Genomic DNA, 24,037 nt, shown 5'->3' with positions numbered 1-24,037 from the left:
CGTCAAATGTCGTAAGAAACCGAAGCAGCATTTGTAGGAAAACTGAATTACTCGGTGCAGAGTACCAGCCTTTCCCCGTAATATTCCTGCTGGCCATTGTTCTCATATGGCCGCTCACGTCAAGTTTGCTGACTCTGCCAGGACTCCAGATGAATCGTAATGACCTGCGTCGTGTCGACCTGAACCTGTTGATCGTATTCGAAACCCTAATGCACGAACGCAGTGTGACCCGCGCTGCGGAGAAGCTGTTCCTCGGTCAGCCGGCCATCAGTGCGGCGCTCTCGCGCCTGCGTGGCCTGTTCGATGATCCGTTGTTTGTGCGCACCGGCCGCAGCATGGAGCCGTCCGCACGCGCCGTGGAGATCTTCGCCCTGCTCTCTCCGGCACTGGATTCGATCTCCACCGCCGTCAGCCGTGCGGCGGAATTCGACCCGGCCACCAGCACTGCGGTGTTTCGCATCGGGCTGTCGGACGACGTCGAATTCGCCCTGCTGCCGATGCTGCTCAAGCGCCTGCGCGCCGAGTCCCCAGGAATCGTGCTGGTGGTGCGACGGGTCAACTACATCCTGATGCCGGGCTTGCTGGCGTCGGGGGAGATCTCCATCGGCGTCAGCTACACCACCGACCTGCCGGCGAACGCCAAGCGCAAGGTACTGCGCCGCAGCTCGCCCAAACTGCTGCGCGCCGACACCGTGCCGGGGCCGTTGAGCCTGGACGACTTCTGCGCGCGCCCCCATGCGCTGGTGTCATTCGCCGGTGACCTGAGCGGCTTTATAGATGAAGAGTTGGAAAAACTGGGGCGCAAACGTCATGTGGTGCTGGCCGTGCCGCAGTTCAACGGGTTGAGTACGTTGTTGAGCGGAACCGATATCGTTGCCACCGTGCCTGATTACACGGCCGATGCGCTGACGGCGGCAGGTGGTGTGCGGGCGGAGGATCCACCGATGCCGGTGCAAAGCTTTGAGTTGCACATGGCCTGGCGTGGGTCGCAGGATAATGATCCGGGGGAACGTTGGCTCAGGTCGCGCATACAAATGTTCTTCGGGGATCCGGATAGTCTGGCCTGATCCTGATCATGTATCGAGACTGATGGCCTCTTCGCGGGCAAGCCCGCGATAAGAGCCACTCGGTCCCATGCCCGACCTTTACCGCCATGGAAAGACTGAATTTCCATTAACCCCATTGATCAAGTTCCAGCCAAAGGCGCAGGCTAGAGCGCTAACTCGGCTCTCATATCATTCCGAATGATAGTTACCTTCGCCCCATTCGATTCGTGCGATACCAACCCGCCGAGCATCATTCGCCAATCTCAATACATTGGCGGATGCATCCATGGAACAGTCACTCAAACATTTGCGCTTCCCGTTGGCCCTGTTGGCCGTAGTGGTGCTCAGCGCATGCGGCAAGGCGCCGGAAACGGCCGCCACCCTGCCCGCTGCCAAAGTCAGCGTGGCCAAGGTGCTGGAGCAACCGGTGAACGAGTGGGACGAGTTCACCGGGCGCCTTGAAGCACCGGAAACCGTAGAGATCCGTCCACGGGTGTCCGGGCAGATCGATGAAGTGGCTTTCACTGAAGGCGCATTGGTCAAGAAAGGCGACCTGCTGTTCCAGATCGACCCGCGTCCGTTCCAGGCCGAGGTCCGCCGCCTTGAAGCCCTGGTTGCCCAGGCCCGCGCCAATGCCACCCGCAGCGAAAACGAAGCCCAGCGCGGTGAGCGCCTGCGCACCAGCAACGCGATCTCCGCCGAGCTGGCCGATTCGCGTACCAGCGCTGCCCAAGAGGCTCGCGCCGCGGTCGGCGCCCTGCAAGCGCAGCTTGACCTGGCGAAGTTGAACCTGAGCTTTACCCGCGTCACCGCACCAATCAGCGGCCGCGTCAGCCGTGCGGAAATCACCGCCGGCAACCTGGTAACCGCCGACACAACCCCGCTGACCAGCGTGGTGTCCACCGACAAGGTCTACGCCTACTTCGATGCCGACGAGCGTGTGTTCCTCAAGTACACCCAGCTCGCCCGCCAGGGCAAACGCGGCGCCACCACCCCGGTGTACATGGGCCTGTCCAACGAAGACGGCAACCCACACTTGGGCCAGATGAACTTCGTCGACAACCAGGTCAACCCGAAGACCGGCACCATCCGCGGTCGGGCCGTGTTCGACAACAGCGACGGCAGCTACACCCCGGGCCTTTATGCACGCCTGAAGCTGGTGGGCAGCGGCACCTACAACGCCATGCTGATCAACGATGAAGCGGTCGGTACCGACCTGGGCAAGAAATTCGTGCTAGTGATGGATGCCGACAACAAGACCGCCTACCGCGCAGTCGAACTGGGTCCGAAAATCGAAGGCTTGCGTATCGTGCGCAACGGCCTGAACAAGGACGACACCATTATCGTCAAGGGCCTGCAACGGGTACGTCCAGGTTCGCCAGTCACCCCTGAAGTGATCCCGATGGCCAGCGAGCAAACCCTCGCGGCCCTGGCACAACAACGACAAGCGCTGGAAGCCAGCAACCTGCCCCAAGTCGCACCTGCCAAGGTCGCGCCGGGCACGGCTGTGAAACTGGCTGCTGCGAACCCACGCGGTTAAGGGATAACGACTCCGATGAATTTTTCCCAATTCTTCATTACACGGCCGATCTTTGCAGCGGTGCTATCGCTGCTGATCCTGATCGCCGGTTCTATCTCGCTGTTCCAGTTGCCGATCAGCGAATACCCGGAAGTGGTGCCGCCGACCGTGGTGGTGCGCGCCAACTTCCCGGGCGCCAACCCCAAAGTCATCGGTGAAACCGTGGCCGCTCCCCTGGAGCAAGCCATCACCGGCGTCGAGAACATGCTGTACATGTCCTCGCAGTCCACCGCCGACGGCAAGATCACCCTGACCATCACCTTCGCGCTGGGCACTGACCTGGATAACGCACAGGTGCAGGTGCAGAACCGCGTGACCCGGACCGAGCCGAAGCTTCCCGAGGAGGTGACGCGCATCGGTATCACCGTGGACAAGGCTTCTCCCGACCTGACCATGGTCGTGCACTTGACCTCGCCGGACAAACGCTACGACATGCTGTACCTGTCCAACTACGCGATCCTGAACATCAAGGATGAGCTGGCGCGGCTGGGTGGTGTCGGTGATGTACAACTGTTCGGCATGGGCGATTACTCGCTGCGGGTCTGGCTCGATCCGAACAAGACCGCTTCGCGCAACCTGACCGCGACCGATGTGGTCAGTGCGATTCGTGAGCAGAACCGTCAGGTGGCCGCCGGCCAACTGGGTGCGCCCCCGGCCCCGAATGCCCAGAGTTTCCAGCTGTCGATCAACACCCAAGGCCGTCTGGTTTCCGAGGAAGAGTTCGAGAACATCATCATTCGTGCAGGCGACAACGGTGAAATCACTCGCCTGAAAGACATCGCCCGCGTCGAACTGGGCTCCAGCCAATACGCCCTGCGTTCATTGCTGAACAACCAGCCGGCCGTGGCGATCCCGATTTTCCAGCGCCCGGGTTCCAACGCCATCGAAATCTCGAACGAAGTTCGCGGCAAGATGGAAGAGCTGAAGAAGAGCTTCCCCCAAGGCATGGACTACAGCATCGTCTATGACCCGACGATCTTCGTGCGCGGCTCCATCGAAGCGGTGGTTCACACCCTCTTCGAAGCGCTGATCCTCGTGGTGCTAGTGGTGATCCTGTTCCTGCAAACCTGGCGCGCCTCGATCATTCCGTTAGTGGCGGTGCCGGTGTCGCTTATCGGTACGTTTGCCGTGATGCACCTGTTCGGATTTTCGCTCAATGCCCTGTCGTTGTTCGGGCTGGTACTGGCCATTGGTATCGTGGTCGACGATGCGATCGTAGTGGTAGAGAACGTCGAGCGAAACATCGAGCTGGGCCTCGAGCCGATGGACGCCACCAAAAAAGCCATGGGCGAAGTGACAGGTCCCATCATCGCCACAGCGCTGGTGCTCTGCGCGGTGTTCGTGCCGGCGGCATTCATCTCCGGCCTGACTGGACAGTTCTATAAGCAGTTCGCCCTGACCATCGCCATTTCGACGGTGATCTCGGCCTTCAACTCGCTGACCCTGTCGCCTGCACTGGCCGCGGTATTGCTCAAGGGTCATGACAAGCCCAAAGACCGTTTCTCCAGGGTACTCGACAAGATTTTCGGTGGTTGGTTGTTCCGCCCGTTCAACCGCTTCTTTGAAAAAGCCAGCCATGGTTATGTCGGCACCGTGGCGCGCGTGATCCGCAGCAGCGGTATCGCCCTGCTGCTGTACGCAGGCCTGATGGTCCTGACATTCTTTGGTTTCTCCAGCACCCCGACCGGTTTCGTACCCGGCCAGGACAAGCAATACCTGGTGGCGTTCGCACAACTGCCGGATGCGGCGAGCCTGGACCGCACCGAAGACGTGATCAAGCGCATGTCCGACCTGGCCCTGAAACAGCCAGGCGTGGAAAGCGCGGTGGCCTTCCCTGGCCTGTCGATCAACGGTTTCACCAACAGCCCGAACGCCGGCATCGTGTTCGTGACCCTCAAGCCGTTCGACGAGCGCAAGGACCCGAGCATGTCCGCTGGCGCCATCGCCGGTGCCTTGAACGGCCAATACGCCGGGATCCAGGAAGCCTACATGGCGATCTTCCCGCCGCCGCCGGTACAGGGCCTGGGCACCATCGGTGGTTTCCGCCTGCAGATCGAAGACCGGGGCAACCTGGGCTACGACGAGCTGTACAAGCAAACCATGAACGTCATTGCCAAGAGCCATAATGTGCCGGAACTGGCCAACCTGTTCACCAGCTACACGGTGAACGTACCGCAGGTCGATGCCGCCATCGACCGCGAGAAAGCCAAGACCCACGGCGTAGCCGTCAGCGACATCTTCGACACCCTGCAGATCTACCTGGGTTCGCTGTATGCCAACGACTTCAACCGCTTCGGTCGCACCTATCAGGTCAACGTTCAGGCCGAACAGCAGTTCCGCCTCGAATCCGACCAGATCGGCCAGCTCAAAGTGCGTAACAACAAGGGCGAGATGATCCCGCTGGCGACCTTCATCAAGGTCAGCGACACCTCGGGGCCGGACCGCGTGATGCACTACAACGGCTTCATCACTGCTGAAATCAACGGTGCGGCGGCCCCCGGCTACAGCTCCGGCCAGGCCGAAAAAGCCATCGAGAAACTGCTCAAGGAAGAACTGCCCAACGGCATGACTTACGAGTGGACCGACCTGACGTACCAGCAGATCCTGTCCGGCAACACGGCGCTGTTCGTGTTCCCGCTCTGCGTATTGCTGGCGTTCCTGGTACTCGCGGCGCAGTACGAAAGCTGGAGCCTGCCACTGGCGGTGATCCTGATTGTCCCTATGACCCTGCTGTCGGCCATCACCGGTGTGATCGCGTCTGGAGGCGACAACAACATCTTTACCCAGATCGGCTTGATCGTACTGGTGGGGCTTGCGTGCAAGAACGCGATTCTGATCGTCGAGTTTGCCAAGGATAAACAGGAAGAAGGCCTGAACCCGCTGGCAGCGGTGCTGGAAGCTTGCCGCTTGCGTCTGCGGCCGATCCTGATGACCTCCTTCGCGTTCATCATGGGTGTGGTGCCCCTGGTGTTCTCCAGCGGTGCCGGTGCCGAGATGCGTCATGCCATGGGTGTGGCGGTGTTCTCCGGCATGCTCGGGGTGACCTTCTTCGGTCTGCTGCTGACGCCGGTGTTCTATGTACTGATTCGTAACTTTGTCGAGCGCGGTGAAGCGCGTAAAGCCGCCAAAGCGCTGAAACTGCAACCGCAGCCGGAGTCGCACTGATGAGTCTGAAAGCCTTTCTGCCGAGCCTGCTGGTACTGGCGCTGAGCGCCTGTGCCGTCGGCCCGGACTACAAGACCCCAGCCACTGAGCCTGCCAACATCACCACGGCCACCGATGGCGCGGCCGGCCAGAAGAATTTCGACCGCTCGCGTTTCGAAGGCATCTGGTGGCAGCAGTTCGAAGACCCGACCCTCAACCAGTTGGTGACCGAATCGCTCAAGGGCAACCGCGACTTGCGCGTCGCCTTTGCCCGCTGGAAAGCGGCCCGGGCGATTCGCGATGACGTCAGCAATGACGCCATGCCGACCATCACCAGCCGTGCCAGCAGTGATTTGGGCAAGGGGCAGATTCCCGGCCAGACCACGAATCGGGTCAACAGTGAGCGTTACGACCTGGGCCTGGACATGGCGTGGGAGATCGACTTGTTTGGCCGCATCCAGCGCAACCTGGAATCGGCCAACGCGGAACAGCAGGCGTTTGAGGCCGATCTGTACCAACTGCAAGTGACCATGATTGCCGAACTGGTGGATGCCTACGGTCAACTGCGCGGCGCGCAGCTGCGGGAAAAAATCGCCCTGGCCAACCTGAACAACCAGCAGGAGTCGCGCAAGATCACCATCAGCCTGCGCGATGCCGGCGTTGGCGATCAGCTCGATGTCGAGCGTGCCGATGCCCGTCTGGCTTCGGTCGAGGCCAGCGTGCCGCAATTGCAGGCCGAACAGGTTCGACAGAAAAACCGTATCGCCACGCTGTTGGGCCAGCGCCCGGACAAGTTGACCGTGGACCTGAGCCCGAAAGACTTGCCGGCGATTGCCAAGGCCCTGCCGATCGGCGATCCGGGTGAGCTGCTGCAACGCCGTCCGGACATTCTCAGCGCCGAACGCCAACTGGCCTCGGCCACGGCGCGCATCGGCGTGGCCAAGGCCGATCTGTTCCCGCGTGTCAGCCTCAGCGGCTTCCTCGGCTTCACCGCCGGGCGCGGTTCGCAGATCGGCTCTTCGGCGGCCAACGCCTGGGCGCTCGGTCCGAGCATCACTTGGGCGGCCTTCGATCTGGGCAGTGTGCGTGCCCGCCTGCGTGGTGCCGATGCCGATGCCGAAGGCGCCCTGGCGAGTTACGAGCAGCAGGTGTTGCTGGCTCTGGAAGAATCGGAAAACGCCTTCAGCGACTACGGTAAACGCCAACAGCGCCTGATCTCGCTGATTCGTCAGAGTGAATCGAGCCGTTCCGCTGCCGACCTCGCCGAGGTCCGCTACCGCGAAGGCTCCGCCGACTTCCTCGTGCTGCTCGATGCCCAGCGAGAACGCCTGGCGGCCGAAGACACCCAGGCCCAGGCCGAAGTCGATCTGTATCGCGGCATCGTCGCGATCTACAAGGCCCTCGGTGGCGGCTGGCAGCCGGAAACGGTGGCCAGCAAGTAAACCTTTTTTCAACGAGCTCCTTTGGTTGGCCGCAACCAACCAATTCTTTGCCCCGCGCCCCATTCGGTCGCGGGGCTTTTTTTGTGATTTCAGAAAACACCGTGATCCCCTGTGGGAGCGGGCTCGCCCGATGACGGCTTCACATTCAACATTGATATCGGCTGACCCACCGCTGTCGCGGGCAAGCCCGCTCCCACAGGGATCATTGGCGATCTTGGGTATTACGGTTTTCCTGGACGGTCACCGTGGCGGTTGTACCGGCACGCAGTTTATCTTTGCCGGCATAGTCCGCATCGATCTTGATCCGCACCGGCACACGCTGTGCCAGTTTCACCCAGGTGTAACTGGGGTTGATGTTGGCCAGTAAACGCCCGCCCGGCAGGTTTTCCCGGTCGGCGATGGCGAAGGCGATGCTTTGCACGGTGCCGCCGAAACGTTCGCCACTCATCAATTCGATATCGACCCGGTCACCCTCTACGATTCGCGGCAGTTTGGTTTCTTCGAAATAGCCGCTGACATAAAACGAGTCGCTGTCCACCAGCGCCACCAATGGACCGCCCGCCGTCGCGTAGTCGCCCTGGCGGGTCAGCAGATTGGTCACATACCCGCTGACTGGCGATTCGACCCGGGTGCGCTCCAGGTCATGCTCAGCCTCGGCCAAAGCGGCAATGGCCAGTTGCACGTTGGCCTGGGCAAACCCCAGGTTGGCCTGGTTGCGCAGCAAGTCGGCCTGGGCCACCGACACCTCGGTGCTGGATTTCTCCCACTCCTCGCCAGAAATCGCCGAGCGTTCCTTGAGGGTGCGCCGGCGTCGCTCTTCGCTTTGACGCTGCCGCAGCAGCGCCTGGCTGGCGACAATGGCCGCTTCGGATTGTCCCAGCGAAGCTTTGGCCACTTCCACCGAACGCTTGGCATGGTCCACCGCCAGGGCGTAACGCGAGGGATCGATTTCCAGCAGCAACTGGCCCTTCTCCACATGCTGGTTGTCGTGCACACCGAGTTTGACGATGCGTCCGGCGACATCGGCAGACAAAGTCACCACATCGGCTCGCACCCGTGCGTCCCGGGTCCAGGGGGCACGGGTGTAGTGCTCCCAGGCGAACCATCCGAGCACAAAAGCCAGCACCACCACTGCCAGGGTCGTGAGTTGAGCAAGGATCTTCTTCAAGGCATCAGGCTCCCATCACCAGAATCAACGTCGCGCACACGCAGGCGTACAACGCGCCTTCGAACAAGGCTTCATGCCAGACGAATTGCAGCACACCGAGGCGCCGCAGGATCCAGTCCAGCACCAGGAAAATCGGCAAGCCCAGCAGCAACGCCTGGGCAATCGGCGGCAGGTAGACACCGCCTATTTCGAGATCAATGGGCAAGCACCGGTACTCCTTGCGATTGGACGGGTTCAAAGTGACTACGATGGCGTTCCAGGAACGACACCACGATCAACAACGCCACGCGCATGCGAAACACCGACCATAAGTGTTCATGGACGCTGGAGTGCAGTGCATCCAGCTCATCGCCCAAGGCGTGCAGGCTGTCGAGTACGTGATCCACTTCAATGCCAGGTCGACCGGCAATCAGCCGTCCGGTATCCCGAACGGTGTCGAACAACCGGGTTTGGGTTTGCGGACTCAGCAGCACATTGTTCTGCCCCTGCTGTCGGAGCTGGTTCAGGGCGATGCCCAGGACCAGGCAGCCGAGACTGACCTCGAACAGGTCGCGCGATGGCTTGTCCTGAATGGCGGGCAACAATCCCAGCATCATGGTCAGGCGGTCGACCATGCGACTCTCGAAGGCAAACTGGTTTTCATCGGTGGCCGGTACTTTCAGCAAGGCATGGACCTGCTCGCAATTTTCCTGATGTAACCGGCGAATGCGCAGTACAGGCCTGAAAGGGAAGATCAAGGCATACACGCTTAACGCCAACGCAGTCGCGCAGGTGTAGGCGCCGGCGAACTCGAACCACTGAATCGCGGTGTTCTGCCCCAACCCGATGTTTTGCGGCCCCAGCAACAGAAACGTCGACAACCCCAGGCCAATCCCCGTGCCGGTGGTGGGCGGACTGGACAACCCCACCGCGACGCAATACAGCAAGGGCGCCAGTAACAACGCCAACAGCTCGAAACTGCTGATCATCGGCACTAGCGCGAACTGCAGCACCGCCGACACCACCAACGCCAGCCCCAAGCCCCGGGCATAGCTCTGGGCAGCCAGCAGCGGTCGGGGAAACGTCGCCATCAGCGAGCAGAGAATCCCCGCCACGACCATTCCGCTTCGGGCGCCGTCCCAACCGGTTTCGATCCAGATCAGGCCCGCGACCATCAGTGCGCAGTACGCGCGAATGGCGTTCATCGCCGCCAGGGTGAAATCCAGGTGCAACGGGGTGGCTTTACCGCGATACATGCTGCTGGCCTTGCGTCCGCTCTGGATCGCATCGCTCAATTCCAGGATCGTTTCCAGTTGCTGCAGCATTCGCGCCTGTTCCCAGCGCAAAGACCATGACAAGGAGCGCAAGGTGGCTTTCAAGGGCTCGGTCAGTTGCTCCGAGCGATAGGCCAGGGCATCGAAACGCTGCTGCAACGCGGCAAACTGGCGCCGCTGCTCGGCGGACAATGCGCGCCCCTGCCGGGCCAGTTCATCGAGAAAAACCAGCTCCTCGGTCAGCAACTGCTGAATTTCCGCCGGAATCTCGCCTTCCCAGCGTTCGAGCAACAATTCGCGCTGATGACGCAAAGCGGTCAGCCGTGCCGTCAGTAACAACAGTTGATTACCCAGCAATTGCACCAGGTCGTCGGCACTGCGCAAGCGCGGCGCGTCGTAATACAAATGCCGGCGTACCCCCTCCAACGCGCTTATTTGACCCAACAGCTGCATTTGTCGACGGTGGAAGTCCGCTTCGTTTTCCTCGGTGCGAATGACAGCGCTGGCGTGGGTTGCCAGCAGCTTGATCACCTGATCGATTCGGGCGAAGTAATCCTTGGCCACGGCTTCCGGGCGTGCGGTCAGCAGGCTGACGACACAGACACAGGCAACCGCCAGCAGCGTCTCGGTCACGCGGGTCACGGCCAGCAGGAAGGTGCCGTCCTGATCGGGCACCGCCAGCAGCCCCACCACCACCGCCGTATAGCCGCTGAGCACAAACGCCTGGGAACTGGTGTAGCGCAACAAGGTGCCACCGGCGGTACACAGCGCCAGCCACAGGGACAAGGTAATAAGGAAAGGTACCGGTGCCTGGGGGAAAATCGCCATGATCACCACGGCCACGACCGCACCCACCGTGGTGCCGATGACCTGACCAAAACTGCGGGCCAGCGTCATGCCAGCCAGCGGCTGGCTGACGATGACCACGGCCATGATCGACCACTTGGGTTGTTCAAGGTCGAAAATGAAGGCCAGGTACAGCGTCAACAGCCCGGCCGTGATGGTTCTCAAGGCGAACAGCAACACCCCGGGGCCTGGGTGCAGGATTGCCTTGAAATACTGAAGCAACGGTTGCATGGGAAGGCTCGTGGACGGCTATCCAGCAAGCGTAGTCACTACCTGGATGCCTCGACAGGTTTTGGCGTTGACGAAATCGGCGGGCAAACTCAGTGAATCACCGGCAGGTTCACCCGTCGTCAGATCAGGGGCAGCGGCGTCAACGTTTGACTCACAGCCCCTCCTGACCGAAGCTGCTCACTTTGCAAAAGCTTGCCAGCTCCCGGATTCCTGCATGCCCCAGTCCCGCCGCTACCTGCTCATCAGCCTCTGCGCCCTGCTCATCGTCGGCCTTGCGTGGTTTTCCCTGCGCAGTACAACCCCCGTGGTGCCTGAGGCGATCAAGCGCGGCTACAGCGAAGCACTGGCCCAGGCCCGCGCCGGTCAACCCGGCGCTGCGCGGGTGCTTTACCAGCAATTGGCCCGCCCGGACCTTTCGCCCAAGCGGCGCGTCTGGCTGCATGCCGAACTGCCCAACTACCCCAGTTCCGTGGCCTTGAAGCTGGCGGATGCGGACTTGCAACACGAAGCGCCAGAGGTTCGCATTGCAGCGATCAAGAGCATCAGCGGGTTGGTGCCCAGCGGCCAGCGCAGCCTGTTGCTCGGGCCGTTGCTCGATGACAGCGAGCAAAGCGTGCGGCTGGCTGCTGTCAACGCACTGCTGGGGTTGTCGCCGGATGACCTTGGCTTGTACTTCGGCCCGCTGGAACAGGCCATCGATGCCTGGCAACAGGTGCTCAAAAGCGCACCGGAGAGCGCCGACACCCACTACCAGTTGGCTCGCCTGTATTTACACAATGCCGAATTGAAAGAGGCACAACAGGAACTCGACCATACCTTGCGCCTTGCCCCCGACAATCTGCCGGCGCTGGTGATGCAGATCGAAGTACTCGATAGACAGGGGCAAAGTGACGCGGCCCGCCAGCTATTGGCCAAACAGCTGAAGGCGCAGCCTGAATCGGCCTATCTGCAACACGCCTTGGGCCTGTGGTTGCTGCATCACGGTCAAAGCGAATTCGCCCTGCTCGGTCTGTCCAAGGCCGTTGAGCTTGAGCCGGACAACAAGGATTACCGTTATGACCTGGCGACCACGCTGCACGGTGAGCAGGAGCTGGAGGCCGCACAAAAGCAGTTGCAGGAAATCGTCCAGCGCCACCCCAACGATCGCAAGGCCCGGGTATTGTTGATCAATTACTGGAAGGAAAGCGGACAGTTGCAGAACGTGCAGATACTGCTGGCGCAACTGGAACAGCTCAACCCGGACGATCCGGCGCTCCAGCAGGGTCTCTGAATCACAGCTTACTGTGGCGAGGGGATTGATCCCCTCGCCACAGTAAGCTGCGACATTTGGCTTTCACATCTGCACACAAAAGGTTGAACGCTCGTCACGACCAAAGGTCAAGTGAACAGGCTGCACGTTCAGGCACCTGACGCCTGCTGCCTCGCTTCCCCTAGTCATGAGAGGGCATTCTTTGTCTACTGCCAACGAAATGATCAGCGTAAAAGCCGCCACCGGGATCGAAGGTCTGGATGACATACTCGATGGTGGACTGTCCCGTGGCCACGTGTTCCTGCTGGAAGGCGAACCCGGAACCGGCAAGACCACTGTCGCCCTGCACTTTCTGTTGGCCGGAGCCCAGGCTGGCGAGCGCTCGCTTTACATCACCCTGTCCGAAACCGAGCGCGAATTGCGTCAGGGCGCCCGCTCCCATGGTTGGGAGCTGGACCAGAACGTGTCCATTTTCGAACTGACGCCGCCGGAAAGCCTGCTCAATGCCGAACATCAGCAGACGTTGCTGTACTCCTCCGACCTTGAGTTGGGTGAGGCCACCAAACAGATCTTCGAGGTGGTCGAACGGGTCAAACCGACACGGGTGGTCCTCGATAGCCTGTCCGAAATTCGTTTGCTGGCGCAGAGTTCCCTGCGCTATCGCCGGCAGATCCTCGCGATCAAGCACTACTTCGTGCGCTACGACGCCACGGTCCTGCTGCTGGACGACCTGACCACCGAATCCCTCGACAAAACCGTGCACAGCGTGGCCCATGGGGTGATTCGCCTGGAGGAGCTGACTCCCAATTACGGCGCCGAACGCCGACGCATCCGGGTGGTGAAGTATCGGGGCCAGAAGTACCGCGGCGGTTTTCATGACTTCACCATCATGGGCGATGGCGTGCATGTGTTCCCGCGGCTGGTGGCGGCCGAACACCGAGGCGCCTACCTGCGCCAGCAATTGACCAGCGGCATCCGGGAAATGGACACCTTGCTCGGCGGCGGCATCGAGACCGGGTCCAGCACCCTGATCCTCGGCCCGGCCGGTACCGGCAAATCCCTGATTTCGATGATCTTCGCCGCCGCTGCCGTGGCCCGGGGCGAAAAAGCCGCGCTGTTCATTTTCGATGAAGAACTGGGCTTGCTGTTCGAGCGCATGAAGCAATTGGGCATCGACCTGCAGGCGCTGCAAGACACGGGCAATCTGCTAATCGAACAAGTGGACGCCGCCGAACTGTCCCCCGGCGAGTTTTCCCATCGGGTGCGGCGTTGCGTCGACGAGCGCGACATCAAAACCGTGGTGATCGACAGCATTAACGGCTATCAGGCCGCGATGCCGGAAGAAAACGCCCTGGTGCTGCACATGCACGAGTTGCTGCTGTACCTCAACCGCAAGGGCGCCGCGACGTTCATGACCGTCGCCCAGCACGGTCTGGTCGGCGACATGCAGGCACCGGTGGACATTACCTACCTGGCCGACACGGTCATCCTGCTGCGTTACTTCGAAGCGCTGGGCAAGGTGCGCCGGGCCATCTCAATCATCAAAAAGCGCACCGGCAGCCATGAATCGACCATCCGTGAATACCGGATCAGCGCCAAGGGCATGACCATCGGTGAACCGCTGGAAGCTTTCCAAGGCGTACTGCGCGGGGTGCCGACTTACCATGGCGCAAGCATGCCCTTGCTCGGGGATGAGCAGCCGTGATGCTCCAGGAAGCGACGTCCGAGCGCGCGATCATCCTCGCGCCCTTGGGTCGCGACGGCCAGATTGCGCTGATGATGCTCAATGAAGCGGGCTTCGACGGGGTCATCAGCCGGGATCTGCGCGGGCTCTGCAACGAACTGGAGCAAGGCGCAGGCTTGCTGCTGGTGTCTTCGGAAGCTTTGCTGGGTCAGAATCTTGAACCGCTGCTCGGACTGATCGAGCAACAGCCTGCCTGGTCCGACCTGCCGATCGTCTTGCTGACTCACCATGGTGGCCCGGAACAGAACCCGGCCTCGCGTTTCGGCCCGCAACTGGGCAACGTCACGTTCCTTGAGCGCCCTTTTCATCCGGTAACCTTGATCAGCCTGGTGACCACCGCCTTGCGTGGCCGCCGACGACAGTACGAAGCCAGGGATCGGCTGATCGATTTGAGCCAGAGTGAGATGCGCCTGCAAATCACCCTGGAAACCCTGGAGCAGCAGGTCGAGGAACGCACCGCACAGTTGCGTCATAACGAAGAAGTGCTGCGCCAGTCGCAGAAAATGGAAGCGGTCGGGCAACTCACCGGCGGTATCGCCCACGACTTCAACAACATGCTGACCGGTATCATCGGCAGCCTGGAGTTACTGCGTCGGCGTCTGGCCCGGGGGCGCCTTGAAGATCTGGACAACCTGATCGACCTCGGCGTGACCTCCGCCAACCGCGCGGCGGGCCTGACTCATCGCCTGCTGGCGTTTTCTCGCAGACAGTCGCTGGATTCCAAACCCGTGCAGATGAACACCTTGGTGGTGTCCATGGGCGAGCTGTTGCAACGCAGCATCAACGAAAGCATTCGCCTGGACATGCAGCTGAGCGAGCAACTATGGGTGGCCGAGGCCGACCCGAATCAACTGGAAAGCGCCCTGCTCAATCTGGTGATCAACGCCCGGGACGCCATGCCCGATGGTGGCAACCTGGTGGTAAAGACCTCGAACCATTATCTGGATACAGATTTCACCCACCCCCACAGCAATCTTGACCCGGGCGATTACGTGGTACTCAGCGTGACCGACACCGGTTGTGGAATGCCGCAAAGCACCATCAACCGCGCCTTCGACCCTTTTTTCACCACCAAGCCCATCGGCCAGGGCACCGGCTTGGGGTTATCGATGATCTACGGCTTCAGTAAACAGTCGCACGGACACGTGGCCATTCAAAGTGAAGTGGGCAAAGGCACCACGGTGAGCCTGTATCTGCCGCGTTTCGGGGGTGAAGTGCCGCGGGACCTTCCGGTTGAAAGCCCGCATCCTCTGTTTGCCGGCAACGGTGAAACGGTATTGATCGTCGAGGACGATCCCGCGGTGCGGGTATTGGTCAGCACGGTGTTGAGCGAACTGGGCTATGCCTTTGTCGAGGCCGGCGATGCGGACAGCGCGATGCCGATCCTTGATTCCGGGCAACGTATCGATCTGATGATCAGCGATGTCGGGCTGCCTGGAATGAATGGCCGGCAACTGGCGGAAATCGGCCGGCAGTACCGCCCTGAACTCAAGGTGTTGTTTATCACCGGTTACGCCGAACACGCGGCCGTGCGCGGTGGTTTCCTCGATTCAGGCATGCAGATGATCACCAAGCCGTTCACCTTCGACCTGTTGACGGCGAAGGTACGGGAGATGATAAGAATCTGAAACACTCAATCCCTGTAGGAGCGAGCTTGCTCGCGAAAATCGTCTGGAAGACGCGTTCATCCAGACAGGGCGCGTTATCGTTGTCGTCCATCGCGAGCGAACTCGCTCCTGAAGGGTTCAGCGTTCCAGCTACGACAACATGTCCTGCATGATTTCCTGCAGCACATCCAGGTCGAACGGCTTGGCCAGGATGGGTGCTGTACGGGTGATCGGGCTGTCGGTTTCGCGGATTTCCTGCGGGTAGCCGCTGATGAAGATCACCTTGAGTTCCGGTCGCAGCCTCACGGCGGGTTCGGCGATCTGTACGCCGGAGATACCGCCCGGCAGGCGAAAGTCCGTGATCATCATGTCCAGGTGCGGCTTGCTGGCGAGGATTTCAAAAGCCTGCTCGCCGTTTTCCGCCTGCAATACCCGGTAACCCTCTCCCGACAGATAGGCCGACAGTACCATCAGAATTGAGGGGTCATCTTCGACGATCAGTACGACATCTTGTGCATCTTCACTCATGGGAAGCCTTTGTTCGGTCAATAGCTGCTGATACGACCGTGGGGTCGATCAGAGGTTGCGTTTATCGGGCTGTTTTCCTACAGCGGTAGACAAACGCGAAACAGGGCGCCTTCGCCAATCCGGCTTTCGACGGTAATGGTACCGCCATGGGCGGTGACAATTTGTTCGGAAATAAACAATCCCAGGCCCAGTCCGGCGACGGCATGTTTGGCCGACACCCGCTCGAACTGCTGGAAAATCCGTTGCTGGTTTTCTTCACTGATACCGATCCCGAAATCACGGACTTCTACCCGGGCCTCACCGCTGTCACTGTACACCTTCACGGTAATCGGGCTCTTGGCGCCGTAACGCAAGGCGTTGGTCAGCAGATTGGAAATCACCTGTTCAATGCGGAACTCGTCCCACTTGCCGATCACCGGTTGTTCGGCTTGGAGGGTCACGGAAGCCTCGGCGGCCTCGATCTGCTGGGCAAAATTCTGTAACAAACTGCGAACCAATACCGACAGGTCGAAGCAAGTCGGCCGGATCGACAGCTTGCCGGTGCGAATGCGCGACACATCGAGCATGTCTTCGATCAAGCGGATCAGGCTTTTGATCTGCCGTTCGTCGCGGTCGACCATGGCGTGCATTTTATCGAGGGTAAACGCGGCGGCGTTGTCCCGGGCCAGGTGCATCTTGCGCAACTGGGTTTCCAGGATCAGGCCATTGAGCGGCGTGCGCACTTCGTGGGCGACGATGGACATGAAGTCATCGCGCATGCGCACCGCCTGCTCCAGCTCCCGTTGCGTACTCTGCAACTGCGCCAGTAAAGCCTCTTGCTCGCGGCGACTCTGTTCCAGCGCTTCGACCTGCTGTTTCATGGCCTTGCTCTGGCGAAACAACTCGACAAACACATTGACCTTGCTCTTGACCGCATGGATATCCAGCGGTTTGTGCAGGAAATCCACGGCACCGCTTTCATAGCCCTTGAACGCGTAGTTCAGCTCACGACCGGCGGCGCTGACGAACACGATCGGTATGTTTTTGGTCTTTTCCGTGCCACGCATCAATTCGGCCAATTCAAAGCCGTTCATGCCCGGCATCTGCACATCGAGAATGGCCATGGCGAATTCGTGTTGCAGCAGTAGCGACAGGGCCTCGTCGGCTGACTGTGCTTTGAAAACGATACGATCTTCGCGCTTGATCAGCGCTTCAAGTGCCAACAGATTCTCCGGCAGATCGTCAACGATCAGCAGTTTGGCCGGGATATGACTTAGCATGCGATTCGTTCCAGCTCGACAAGCAGACGGCCGATGCCGCGGATAGGAAGAATATGGTCGGGCTGATGAATGTCCAGAGCGGCCTGGGGCATGGTCGCGACCTGGGCCTCGTCCGGGTCTTGAACGATTGTCAGGCCACCATGGCGCTTGACCTGCGCCATGCCATAGGCGCCATCGCGGTTGGCGCCGGTCAGCAATACAGCGGCCAGGGCCGGGCCGTAAGCGTCGGCGGCCGATTCGAACAGATAGTCGATGGAAGGCCGTGAATAATGCACGCGGTCCTCCAGGCTCAAGGAGAAACTGCGGTCCCGCTCCACCGACAAGTGATAACCGGGCGTTGCGAAATACAGTGTTCCGGCTTCGATCGGTGTTTTGTCGCTGGCTTCCTTAACCGGCAGCGCAACCCGCCGGGCGAAGACTTCCGCCAGTTGACTGCGGCGTTCGTTCGGCAGATGCAGGACCACGATGATGGGCAGCACGAAACCTTCCCGCAGCGGCCCGAGAATGCTCAGAAGCGCCTCAACTCCACCGGCTGAGGCGCCGATTACAATCGCTTCTATGGAAGGCAAACCCGTTGCACCGTTCATGATTTCCGGTAGATCCGTTCTTGTTTGACCAGCGGCTCGAACTGATTGCCGAAGGCCGAAAAATCCGGGGTTTCCTTGCTGCCCAGCACCAGGAAACCCCGGTGGCACAGGGATTCGTGAAACAGTCCGAAAGCACGATCCTGAAGATTTTTATTAAAATAAATCAATACGTTACGACACGAAATTAATTGAGCTTCTGAAAATACACTGTCGGTTGCCAGGCTGTGATCGGCGAACGTTACGTTCTCACACAATGATTTGTCGAAAATCGCATAACCATAGGCCGCCGTGTAGTAGTCGGCGAACGAACGCTGGCCACCCGCCTGTTGGTAATTAGCAGTGTAGGCGCGGACATTCTCCATCGAGAAAATCCCTTGCTTGGCTTTTTCCAGCGAGCGCGGATTGATGTCGGTAGCGTAGATGATGGTGCGATCGAGCAGGCCTTCTTCGCGTAGCAGGATGGCCATCGAATAGACCTCTTCGCCGGTGCTGCAACCGGCGATCCAGACCTTGATCGATGGATAGGTCTTGAGCAATGGCACCACCTCCCGGCGAATCGCCAGGAAGTGCGAAGGGTCACGGAACATTTCGCTGACCGGAATCGTCAGCAACTGCAGCAACTGCATGAAGGCGGCGGGATCGTGCAGGACCTTTTCCTGCAAGGCCGAAATGGTACTGCACTCGAACTGGCTCAGCGCGTGGGTCACCCGGCGCTTGATTGACGCGCCGGAGTAATCGCGAAAATCGTAGCTGTACTTGAGGTAGATCGCCTCGATCAGCAGCCGCAATTCGATCTCGCTGTTTCGCTCCACTGAAAAATTGCCCTCCACTAGATACGTTCCATTTTCGGTAACCACACACGAATCAGCGAAAACAGCCGATCCAGGTCGATGGGCTTGGCCAGGTAATCGTTGGCACCCGCTTGCAGGCAGCGCTCCTGATCGTCCTTCATGGCCTTGGCCGTCACCGCAATGATCGGCAGCTTGCGCCAGCGCGGATCCTTGCGGATCTCGATAGTGGCTTCGAAACCATCCATCTCCGGCATCATCACGTCCATCAACACCAGATCGATGTCTTCGACTTCACTCAATCGAGCAATCGCTTCACGTCCGTTCCGGCCGATGATCACCACGGCCCCCTTTTGCTCCAGCGCACTGGTGAGGGCAAAGATGTTGCGTACATCGTCGTCCACCAGCAGCACTTTGCGACCTTCGAAGACCTTGTCGCGACTGCGGGCGGTCTTGAGCATGGTCTGGCGCTCATGGGACAGCCGGGATTCGACTTTGTGCAGAAAGAGTGTCACCTCATCGAGCAAGCGCTCGGGTGAGCGTGCGCCCTTGATGATGATCGAGCGTGAGTACTTGCGCAGTTCGGCCTCTTCGTCCCGGGTCAGGTTGCGCCCGGTATAAACGATGACTGGCGGAAACGAGCAGATGTCCTCGGTGGACATCCGCTTGAGCAGATCGCCGCCGAGCATGTCCGGCAACTTGAGGTCGATGATCATGCAGTCGAAGATCGTCGTGCGCAGCAGGTCCAGCGCCTCCTGGGCGTAACCGACAGCGGTGATTTCGATGTCGTCGTCGCCGATCAATCGCGAAATACTGTCGCGCTGCAAATCATCGTCTTCCACCAGCAGCACGCGCTTGACCTTCTGGGTCAGTTTCGCTTCCAGACGCGCAAACACGTCCTTGAGCTCTTCACGGGTGGTCGGCTTGACCGCATAACCGACGGCGCCCATGTGCATCGCCGCTTCCACCCGGTCTTCGACCGAAATCACATGCACCGGAATGTGCCGGGTGTCGGCGTGTTCCTTCAGGCGTTGCAGCACGGTCAGGCCGGAATGGTCCGGCAGGCGCATGTCCAGCAGGATTGCATCGGGAACAAATTCCCGGGCCAGGTCGTAGCCTTCGTCCGCACCGTGGGCCACCAGGCACTGATAACCCAGTTCATGGGCAAGGTCGTAGAGGATGTGCGCAAAGTTCAGCTCGTCTTCCACTACCAGGATGCAGCGGGTAGTGAACGGCGCCTTACCGCGGTCATCGTTGAAACGCGGGATATCGACTTCGGCGATCAATGGCTTGAGCGGTTCCGGCGCCGGGTTCGGAACGTGCGCCACCGGCCTGGCTCGCATCGGTTCAACGGGTTCTTCCCCCGGCTCAACGTATTGTTGGGGCAAAATCAGGGTAAAGGTGCTGCCCTGTCCAGGCGTGCTGGACACACTGATGGAACCGCCCAGCAATGCTGCCAGGTCGCGGGAAATCGACAGGCCCAGGCCGGTGCCGCCGTAACGGCGGTTGGTGGTGCCGTCGGCCTGGCGGAAGGCTTCGAAAATGCTGTCCTGCTGATCCTCGGCGATGCCGATCCCGGAATCGCGGATGATGAACGCGATACCGTCGTTCACTGCCGAGGCCACATTCAAGCTGACGCTGCCCTTTTCGGTGAATTTCACCGCGTTGGACAGCAGGTTCTTGATCACCTGCTCCAGACGCTGGCGATCGGTGAACATCATGGCCGGCGCCCCGTCCTGCAACTCGACATTGAACTGCAGTTGTTTGTCCGCCGCCAGTGGTTCGAACATTGCACGCAAGCCATCCACCAGACGTGCCACGCTGGTGTTCTCCGGGCGGATTTCCAGCTTGCCGGCCTCGACCTTGGAAATATCGAGGATGTCGTTGATCAGGTTGAGCAGATCGTTGCCGGCAGAGTAGATCGACTCGGCAAACTTGACCTGTTCGGCGCTGAGGTTTTCCTGGGGGTTTTCCGCCAGCAGCTTGGCGAGGATCAGCGAACTGTTCAGCGGCGTGCGCAGTTCGTGGGACATATTGGCGAGAAATTCCGACTTGTATTTGCTCGAGCGCTGCAACTCCTCGGCGCGTTCTTCGAGCTGGGCCTGGGCCTGATTCAGTTCGGTATTCTTCAGGTCCATGGCGTCGCGTTGCTCGGCCAGAACTTCGGCCTGTTCGGCCAATTGTTCGTTGGTCTGCTCCAGCTCGACCTGCTGGGTTTCCAGATGCGCCTGGGACTCCTTGAGAATCCGCGACTGCTCTTCGAGTTCTTCGTTGGCGGTCTTGAGTTCTTCCTGCTGAACTTGCAGCTCTTCATTGAGTTGCTGGGTTTCAGCCAGTACTTCCTGCAAGCGCTGGCGATAGCGCGCGGCTTCGATGGAGGTGCCGATGTTGCCGGCAATCAGTTCGAGCAATTCGATGTCACGCTCGTCCGGCAGGCGCAGGAAACCCAACTCGATGACACCGTTGACCCGATCATCGTCGCTGGTCGGCACCACCAGCACGCTGCGCGGCAGGCCTTCGCCGAGGCCGGAACTGACCTTGAAGTAGTTGCCCGGCACGTCATCCAGGCGAATCAGCCGCGCCTGTTGCGCCGCCTGGCCGACAATCCCTTCATCGCCGTAAATCTGTTGGTCCCGCTCCTCTTGCTCGCGGGACATGCCGTACGACGCCACACGCGTGAGACCGCCGTGTTCCTCACGCACGTAGAGTGCCGCTACCGCGGTGCCCAGGTACTGCGCGCAAAACTGCAGAATGTTGCGTCCCAGCAAATTAAGGGACAGTTGCCCCAGCACTTGTTCGGCCAGTTCGGTCTGACCATTGCGCAGCCAGGCCTGGCGCTCCAGGCGCTCGGCGCTGCCCTGTTGCCTGGCAAGGTTGGCGCCGTACTGCTCTGAAAGACTCATCAGATCGCGACGGCCGATATAAGCCAGCAACCCGCTGATGGCAGCGATGAACAATAGATAAAGGACAATGCTCCAGATCGTGGTGCGGCGTACTTCCTCGTTACGGGTAGCACGCAGCTGTTGCTCCATGTTGATGACGTCTTCGAACTGCTTGCGCACCTCGTCGGTCAGGCGTTTACCCTTTCCGGCCCGGACCGCGCTGCGGTAGTCACCGCTACTGCGCTGCAAATCGATCATGGATTGCGCATAGTCCGCCCATTCCACCTGCAAGGCTTGCAGGCGGTGCAGGCGGTCGGTCTGCACCGGATTATCGGCGGTCAATTCCAGCAAGGTATTGAGTACGACCTCGATTCGCGGCTTGGCCATTTCATAGGGTTCGAGAAATTTGTCGTCACCACTGAGCAGGAAACCGCGCATGCCGGTTTCCAGGTCGACCGTCAGCTTGACCGCTTCATTGGCGTTATTGATCACCCGATCCGTGTGTTCGACCCACTGAATCGTCGACAGCAGGTACGTAATCAGCGACACGAAAAAAACCGCACTGATAGCGCCGACGCCCAGTGGCAGGCTGATATTGCGGCTCAGGAGTTTACGAAATCGTTGCTCATCAACCGAAGACACGGAGGTCATAGTCAAGCCTTGTTGAACGGGTGAAAAACAAGGAGTTTGCCCCAAAACCGACGTATCGATCCAACTTTCTCACGGGCTTTGGCGCAAAGTCCTACATTCAGCTGCTACCGCACCAGAGGAGCGGTTATCCTTTCCACTATTCTTTTTATAGCGCGTTGGGAACTTGTCGGGATCCGCCACTTACTCATGCAGTAGGGTCGGCGATTTCGATTGACCGGCAAACACCCAACACTCTCGAGACTTTCACTATGCCTGCCAACGCCTCCACCATTCTGGTTGTCGAAGACGACTCCATCGTGCGCATGCTGATTGTCGATGTGCTTGAGGAGCTGGAGTTCAATGTGCTGGAAGCCGACGGCAGCGAAGAGGCTCTGAAGCTCCTCAAGGACCGGAACCGCCACATCGACCTGATGATGACTGATATCGGGCTGCCGATAATGGACGGTCGGGAACTGGCCAACGAGGCGCGTTCGTTACGCCCTGCTCTGCCGATCTTGTTTGCCAGCGGTTATGCCGAAAACATTGAGGTGCCTGCGGACATGCACGTGATCGGTAAACCGTTCTCCATTGATCAGTTGCGGGACAAGGTCAAAAGTATCCTCGAGAACTCCTGATACCCGCCGTGGTTTAATCCCCCCTTTTTTCCGCCCTTTGCCCGCTTCAAGGAATCCCCGTTCATGAGTCAGCCCCGCGCAACCAAAGTCCTGGTCATTGGTTACGTCTGGCCCGAGCCCCGCTCTTCCGCAGCAGGCGGGCATATGATGCAAATCCTCGAGAGCTTCCGGCAGCAAGGTTGGGACATCACCTTCAGCAGTCCCGCACGTTCCGGCGAACACCGGGCAGACCTGACAGTACTGGGCATCGACGAAGTACCGATCGAGTTGAACGACAGCAGTTTCGACACTTTCATCAGCGAACTGGCCCCGGATGTGGTGTTGTTCGATCGCTTCATGATGGAAGAGCAGTTCGGCTGGCGCGTTGAAAAATGCTGCCCCGATGCGCTGCGGGTGCTTGAGACCTCGGACCTGCAAAGCCTGCGCGACGCCCGGCATCAGCGGCTCAAGCAGCGTTTGAAGGCCAGCGATGATGCCAATGATTTCAGCGAACTGTTCGCACCGGCGTTGCGCGAAGAGTTCGAGTTCATGGCCGATACCGATCTGGCCCAACGGGAAATCGCGGCAATTTATCGTTGCGACTTGAACCTGATGATTTCTGAAGTGGAAATCGAATTGCTGGTCGAGCAGTTCAAGGTACCGCGCAACCTGTTGCATTGGTGTCCGTTAATGGTTGATCTGCCGAGTACCGCACCCGTCTCATTCGAAGACCGTGCGCACTTTCTGCATATCGGCAACTTCCGCCACGCGCCCAACTGGGATGCGGTACTCTGGCTGAAAACCACTATCTGGCCGCTGATCCGCGCGCAACTGCCCGGCGCTCAATTGCACATCTATGGCGCCTACACACCACCCAAGGCGACTGCCCTGCACAACCCGGCCCAGGGTTTCCATGTGATGAACTGGGCGCAAGATGCGCTGCAAGTCATGTCGGCGGCACGGGTGTGTCTGGCACCGTTGCGTTTCGGCGCGGGGGTCAAGGGCAAGATTGTCGATGCGATGCTCACTGGCACGCCCAATGTCACGACGCCGGTGGGTGCAGAAGCGATGCATGGCGAGGAGCCATGGCCGGGTGCGGTGACACACACAGCCCGGGCATTCGCCGACAGTGCCGTGCAACTCCATCAAGACAAGGGCCGATGGCTGGAAGCGCAAGTGCAAGGACTGCAGCTGCTGGCCAATCGTTACCAGCAAAATGTTCATGGTCCTGCCTTGATCGCCCGGATTGAGTATTGTCTGGAGCATCTGCCCTCTATCAGACGGAATAACTTCACCGGCAGCATGCTGCGTCATCATCAGCACAAAAGTACGCAATACATGTCGCAATGGATTGAAGCGAAAAACCGCTTGTAGGAGCGAGCTCTGCTCGCGAAAAACGTCTGGATACCACGATCATTCAGGCAGGGCGCGTTATCGTTG

The 24,037-nt window shown here is 59.8% G+C and carries 17 protein-coding genes; 9 read left to right on the top strand and 8 right to left on the bottom strand.

The window, feature by feature from the left end:
- Positions 1–149: 149 nt before the first annotated feature.
- The 4 genes from FFS64_RS15790 to FFS64_RS15775 all read left to right on the top strand — a co-directional run bounded on the left by FFS64_RS15790 (position 150) and on the right by FFS64_RS15775 (position 7,211).
- Entirely contained in the window at positions 150–1,067 is a 918-nt protein-coding gene (locus FFS64_RS15790; RefSeq protein ID WP_095194224.1) for a LysR family transcriptional regulator, read from the top strand.
- Positions 1,068–1,332: 265 nt separating this feature from the next.
- Positions 1,333–2,586 (top strand): multidrug efflux RND transporter periplasmic adaptor subunit MexE, encoded by a 1,254-nt coding sequence (gene mexE / locus FFS64_RS15785; RefSeq protein WP_095194221.1) that lies wholly within the window; start codon positions 1,333–1,335, stop codon positions 2,584–2,586.
- A gap of 15 nt (positions 2,587–2,601) precedes the next feature.
- Positions 2,602–5,790: an efflux RND transporter permease subunit gene (locus FFS64_RS15780; protein WP_137806153.1), complete on the top strand. Its 3,189-nt coding sequence runs from the start codon at positions 2,602–2,604 to the stop codon at positions 5,788–5,790.
- Positions 5,790–7,211 (top strand): efflux transporter outer membrane subunit, encoded by a 1,422-nt coding sequence (locus FFS64_RS15775; RefSeq protein WP_137806152.1) that lies wholly within the window; start codon positions 5,790–5,792, stop codon positions 7,209–7,211. Before FFS64_RS15780 ends, FFS64_RS15775 begins: the two co-directional genes overlap by 1 nt.
- Before the next feature lie 202 nt (positions 7,212–7,413).
- Here the strand turns inward: FFS64_RS15775 and FFS64_RS15770 are convergent, their stop codons facing one another.
- The 3 genes from FFS64_RS15770 to FFS64_RS15760 are packed head-to-tail and all read right to left on the bottom strand — an operon-like array spanning position 7,414 to position 10,709.
- Positions 7,414–8,379: an HlyD family secretion protein gene (locus FFS64_RS15770; protein ID WP_137806151.1), complete on the bottom strand. Its 966-nt coding sequence runs from the start codon at positions 8,377–8,379 to the stop codon at positions 7,414–7,416.
- Positions 8,380–8,383: 4 nt separating this feature from the next.
- Positions 8,384–8,584, bottom strand: coding sequence for a DUF1656 domain-containing protein (locus tag FFS64_RS15765; RefSeq protein WP_137806150.1), 201 nt, complete (start codon positions 8,582–8,584; stop codon positions 8,384–8,386).
- Positions 8,574–10,709 carry an FUSC family protein gene (locus tag FFS64_RS15760; protein WP_137806149.1) on the bottom strand — a complete coding sequence of 712 codons (2,136 nt, stop codon included), beginning with the start codon at positions 10,707–10,709 and terminating at the stop codon, positions 8,574–8,576. Before FFS64_RS15760 ends, FFS64_RS15765 begins: the two co-directional genes overlap by 11 nt.
- 214 nt (positions 10,710–10,923) lie before the next feature.
- On the opposite strand from FFS64_RS15760, the gene FFS64_RS15755 reads away from it, so the two are divergent.
- The 3 genes from FFS64_RS15755 (at position 10,924) to FFS64_RS15745 (ending at position 15,330) form a co-directional block, all read left to right on the top strand.
- Positions 10,924–11,979, top strand: a complete 1,056-nt coding sequence (locus FFS64_RS15755) for a lipopolysaccharide assembly protein LapB (protein ID WP_137806148.1) — start codon at positions 10,924–10,926, stop codon at positions 11,977–11,979.
- Positions 11,980–12,160: 181 nt separating this feature from the next.
- Complete coding sequence (locus tag FFS64_RS15750) at positions 12,161–13,663, top strand: ATPase domain-containing protein (protein WP_137806147.1); 1,503 nt, start codon at positions 12,161–12,163, stop codon at positions 13,661–13,663.
- Complete coding sequence (locus FFS64_RS15745; RefSeq protein ID WP_372242175.1) at positions 13,663–15,330, top strand: ATP-binding protein; 1,668 nt, start codon at positions 13,663–13,665, stop codon at positions 15,328–15,330. The genes FFS64_RS15750 and FFS64_RS15745 overlap by 1 nt, the downstream gene beginning before the upstream one ends.
- A 129-nt stretch (positions 15,331–15,459) precedes the next feature.
- Here the strand turns inward: FFS64_RS15745 and FFS64_RS15740 are convergent, their stop codons facing one another.
- From FFS64_RS15740 to FFS64_RS15720, 5 genes are all read right to left on the bottom strand, one after another.
- Positions 15,460–15,837: a response regulator gene (locus FFS64_RS15740; RefSeq protein WP_137806145.1), complete on the bottom strand. Its 378-nt coding sequence runs from the start codon at positions 15,835–15,837 to the stop codon at positions 15,460–15,462.
- A gap of 77 nt (positions 15,838–15,914) precedes the next feature.
- Positions 15,915–17,096: a hybrid sensor histidine kinase/response regulator gene (locus FFS64_RS15735; protein ID WP_137806144.1), complete on the bottom strand. Its 1,182-nt coding sequence runs from the start codon at positions 17,094–17,096 to the stop codon at positions 15,915–15,917.
- Positions 17,090–17,683, bottom strand: coding sequence for a chemotaxis protein CheB (locus FFS64_RS15730; RefSeq protein ID WP_137806143.1), 594 nt, complete (start codon positions 17,681–17,683; stop codon positions 17,090–17,092). Before FFS64_RS15730 ends, FFS64_RS15735 begins: the two co-directional genes overlap by 7 nt.
- Positions 17,680–18,513 (bottom strand): protein-glutamate O-methyltransferase CheR, encoded by an 834-nt coding sequence (locus tag FFS64_RS15725; protein ID WP_137806142.1) that lies wholly within the window; start codon positions 18,511–18,513, stop codon positions 17,680–17,682. Before FFS64_RS15725 ends, FFS64_RS15730 begins: the two co-directional genes overlap by 4 nt.
- On the bottom strand, positions 18,513–22,004 hold the full coding sequence (locus FFS64_RS15720; protein WP_137806141.1) for a response regulator: 3,492 nt from the start codon (positions 22,002–22,004) through the stop codon (positions 18,513–18,515). The genes FFS64_RS15725 and FFS64_RS15720 overlap by 1 nt, the downstream gene beginning before the upstream one ends.
- Positions 22,005–22,252: 248 nt before the next feature.
- Between FFS64_RS15720 and FFS64_RS15715 the strand changes: the two genes are divergently transcribed.
- Positions 22,253–22,618, top strand: a complete 366-nt coding sequence (locus FFS64_RS15715) for a response regulator (protein ID WP_137806140.1) — start codon at positions 22,253–22,255, stop codon at positions 22,616–22,618.
- A gap of 63 nt (positions 22,619–22,681) precedes the next feature.
- Positions 22,682–23,971: a glycosyltransferase gene (locus FFS64_RS15710; protein ID WP_137806139.1), complete on the top strand. Its 1,290-nt coding sequence runs from the start codon at positions 22,682–22,684 to the stop codon at positions 23,969–23,971.
- Positions 23,972–24,037: the final 66 nt, after the last annotated feature.

It is taken from the genome of Pseudomonas sp. G(2018), from assembly GCF_005502415.1.
Classification (GTDB): Bacteria; Pseudomonadota; Gammaproteobacteria; order Pseudomonadales; family Pseudomonadaceae; genus Aquipseudomonas.
Note: the sequence above shows the minus strand (reverse complement) of the source record. Positions and strands in the feature narration are given on the sequence as shown.

Coding starts and splice junctions, on each gene's coding strand:
- FFS64_RS15790 (WP_095194224.1), top strand. CDS start 150: ATGAATCGTAATGACCTGCGTCGTGTCGACCTGAACCTGTTGATCGTA.
- mexE (WP_095194221.1), top strand. CDS start 1,333: ATGGAACAGTCACTCAAACATTTGCGCTTCCCGTTGGCCCTGTTGGCC.
- FFS64_RS15780 (WP_137806153.1), top strand. CDS start 2,602: ATGAATTTTTCCCAATTCTTCATTACACGGCCGATCTTTGCAGCGGTG.
- FFS64_RS15775 (WP_137806152.1), top strand. CDS start 5,790: ATGAGTCTGAAAGCCTTTCTGCCGAGCCTGCTGGTACTGGCGCTGAGC.
- FFS64_RS15760 (WP_137806149.1), bottom strand. CDS start 10,709: ATGCAACCGTTGCTTCAGTATTTCAAGGCAATCCTGCACCCAGGCCCC.
- FFS64_RS15755 (WP_137806148.1), top strand. CDS start 10,924: ATGCCCCAGTCCCGCCGCTACCTGCTCATCAGCCTCTGCGCCCTGCTC.
- FFS64_RS15745 (WP_372242175.1), top strand. CDS start 13,663: ATGCTCCAGGAAGCGACGTCCGAGCGCGCGATCATCCTCGCGCCCTTG.
- FFS64_RS15740 (WP_137806145.1), bottom strand. CDS start 15,837: ATGAGTGAAGATGCACAAGATGTCGTACTGATCGTCGAAGATGACCCC.
- FFS64_RS15735 (WP_137806144.1), bottom strand. CDS start 17,096: ATGCTAAGTCATATCCCGGCCAAACTGCTGATCGTTGACGATCTGCCG.
- FFS64_RS15730 (WP_137806143.1), bottom strand. CDS start 17,683: ATGAACGGTGCAACGGGTTTGCCTTCCATAGAAGCGATTGTAATCGGC.
- FFS64_RS15720 (WP_137806141.1), bottom strand. CDS start 22,004: ATGACCTCCGTGTCTTCGGTTGATGAGCAACGATTTCGTAAACTCCTG.
- FFS64_RS15715 (WP_137806140.1), top strand. CDS start 22,253: ATGCCTGCCAACGCCTCCACCATTCTGGTTGTCGAAGACGACTCCATC.
- FFS64_RS15710 (WP_137806139.1), top strand. CDS start 22,682: ATGAGTCAGCCCCGCGCAACCAAAGTCCTGGTCATTGGTTACGTCTGG.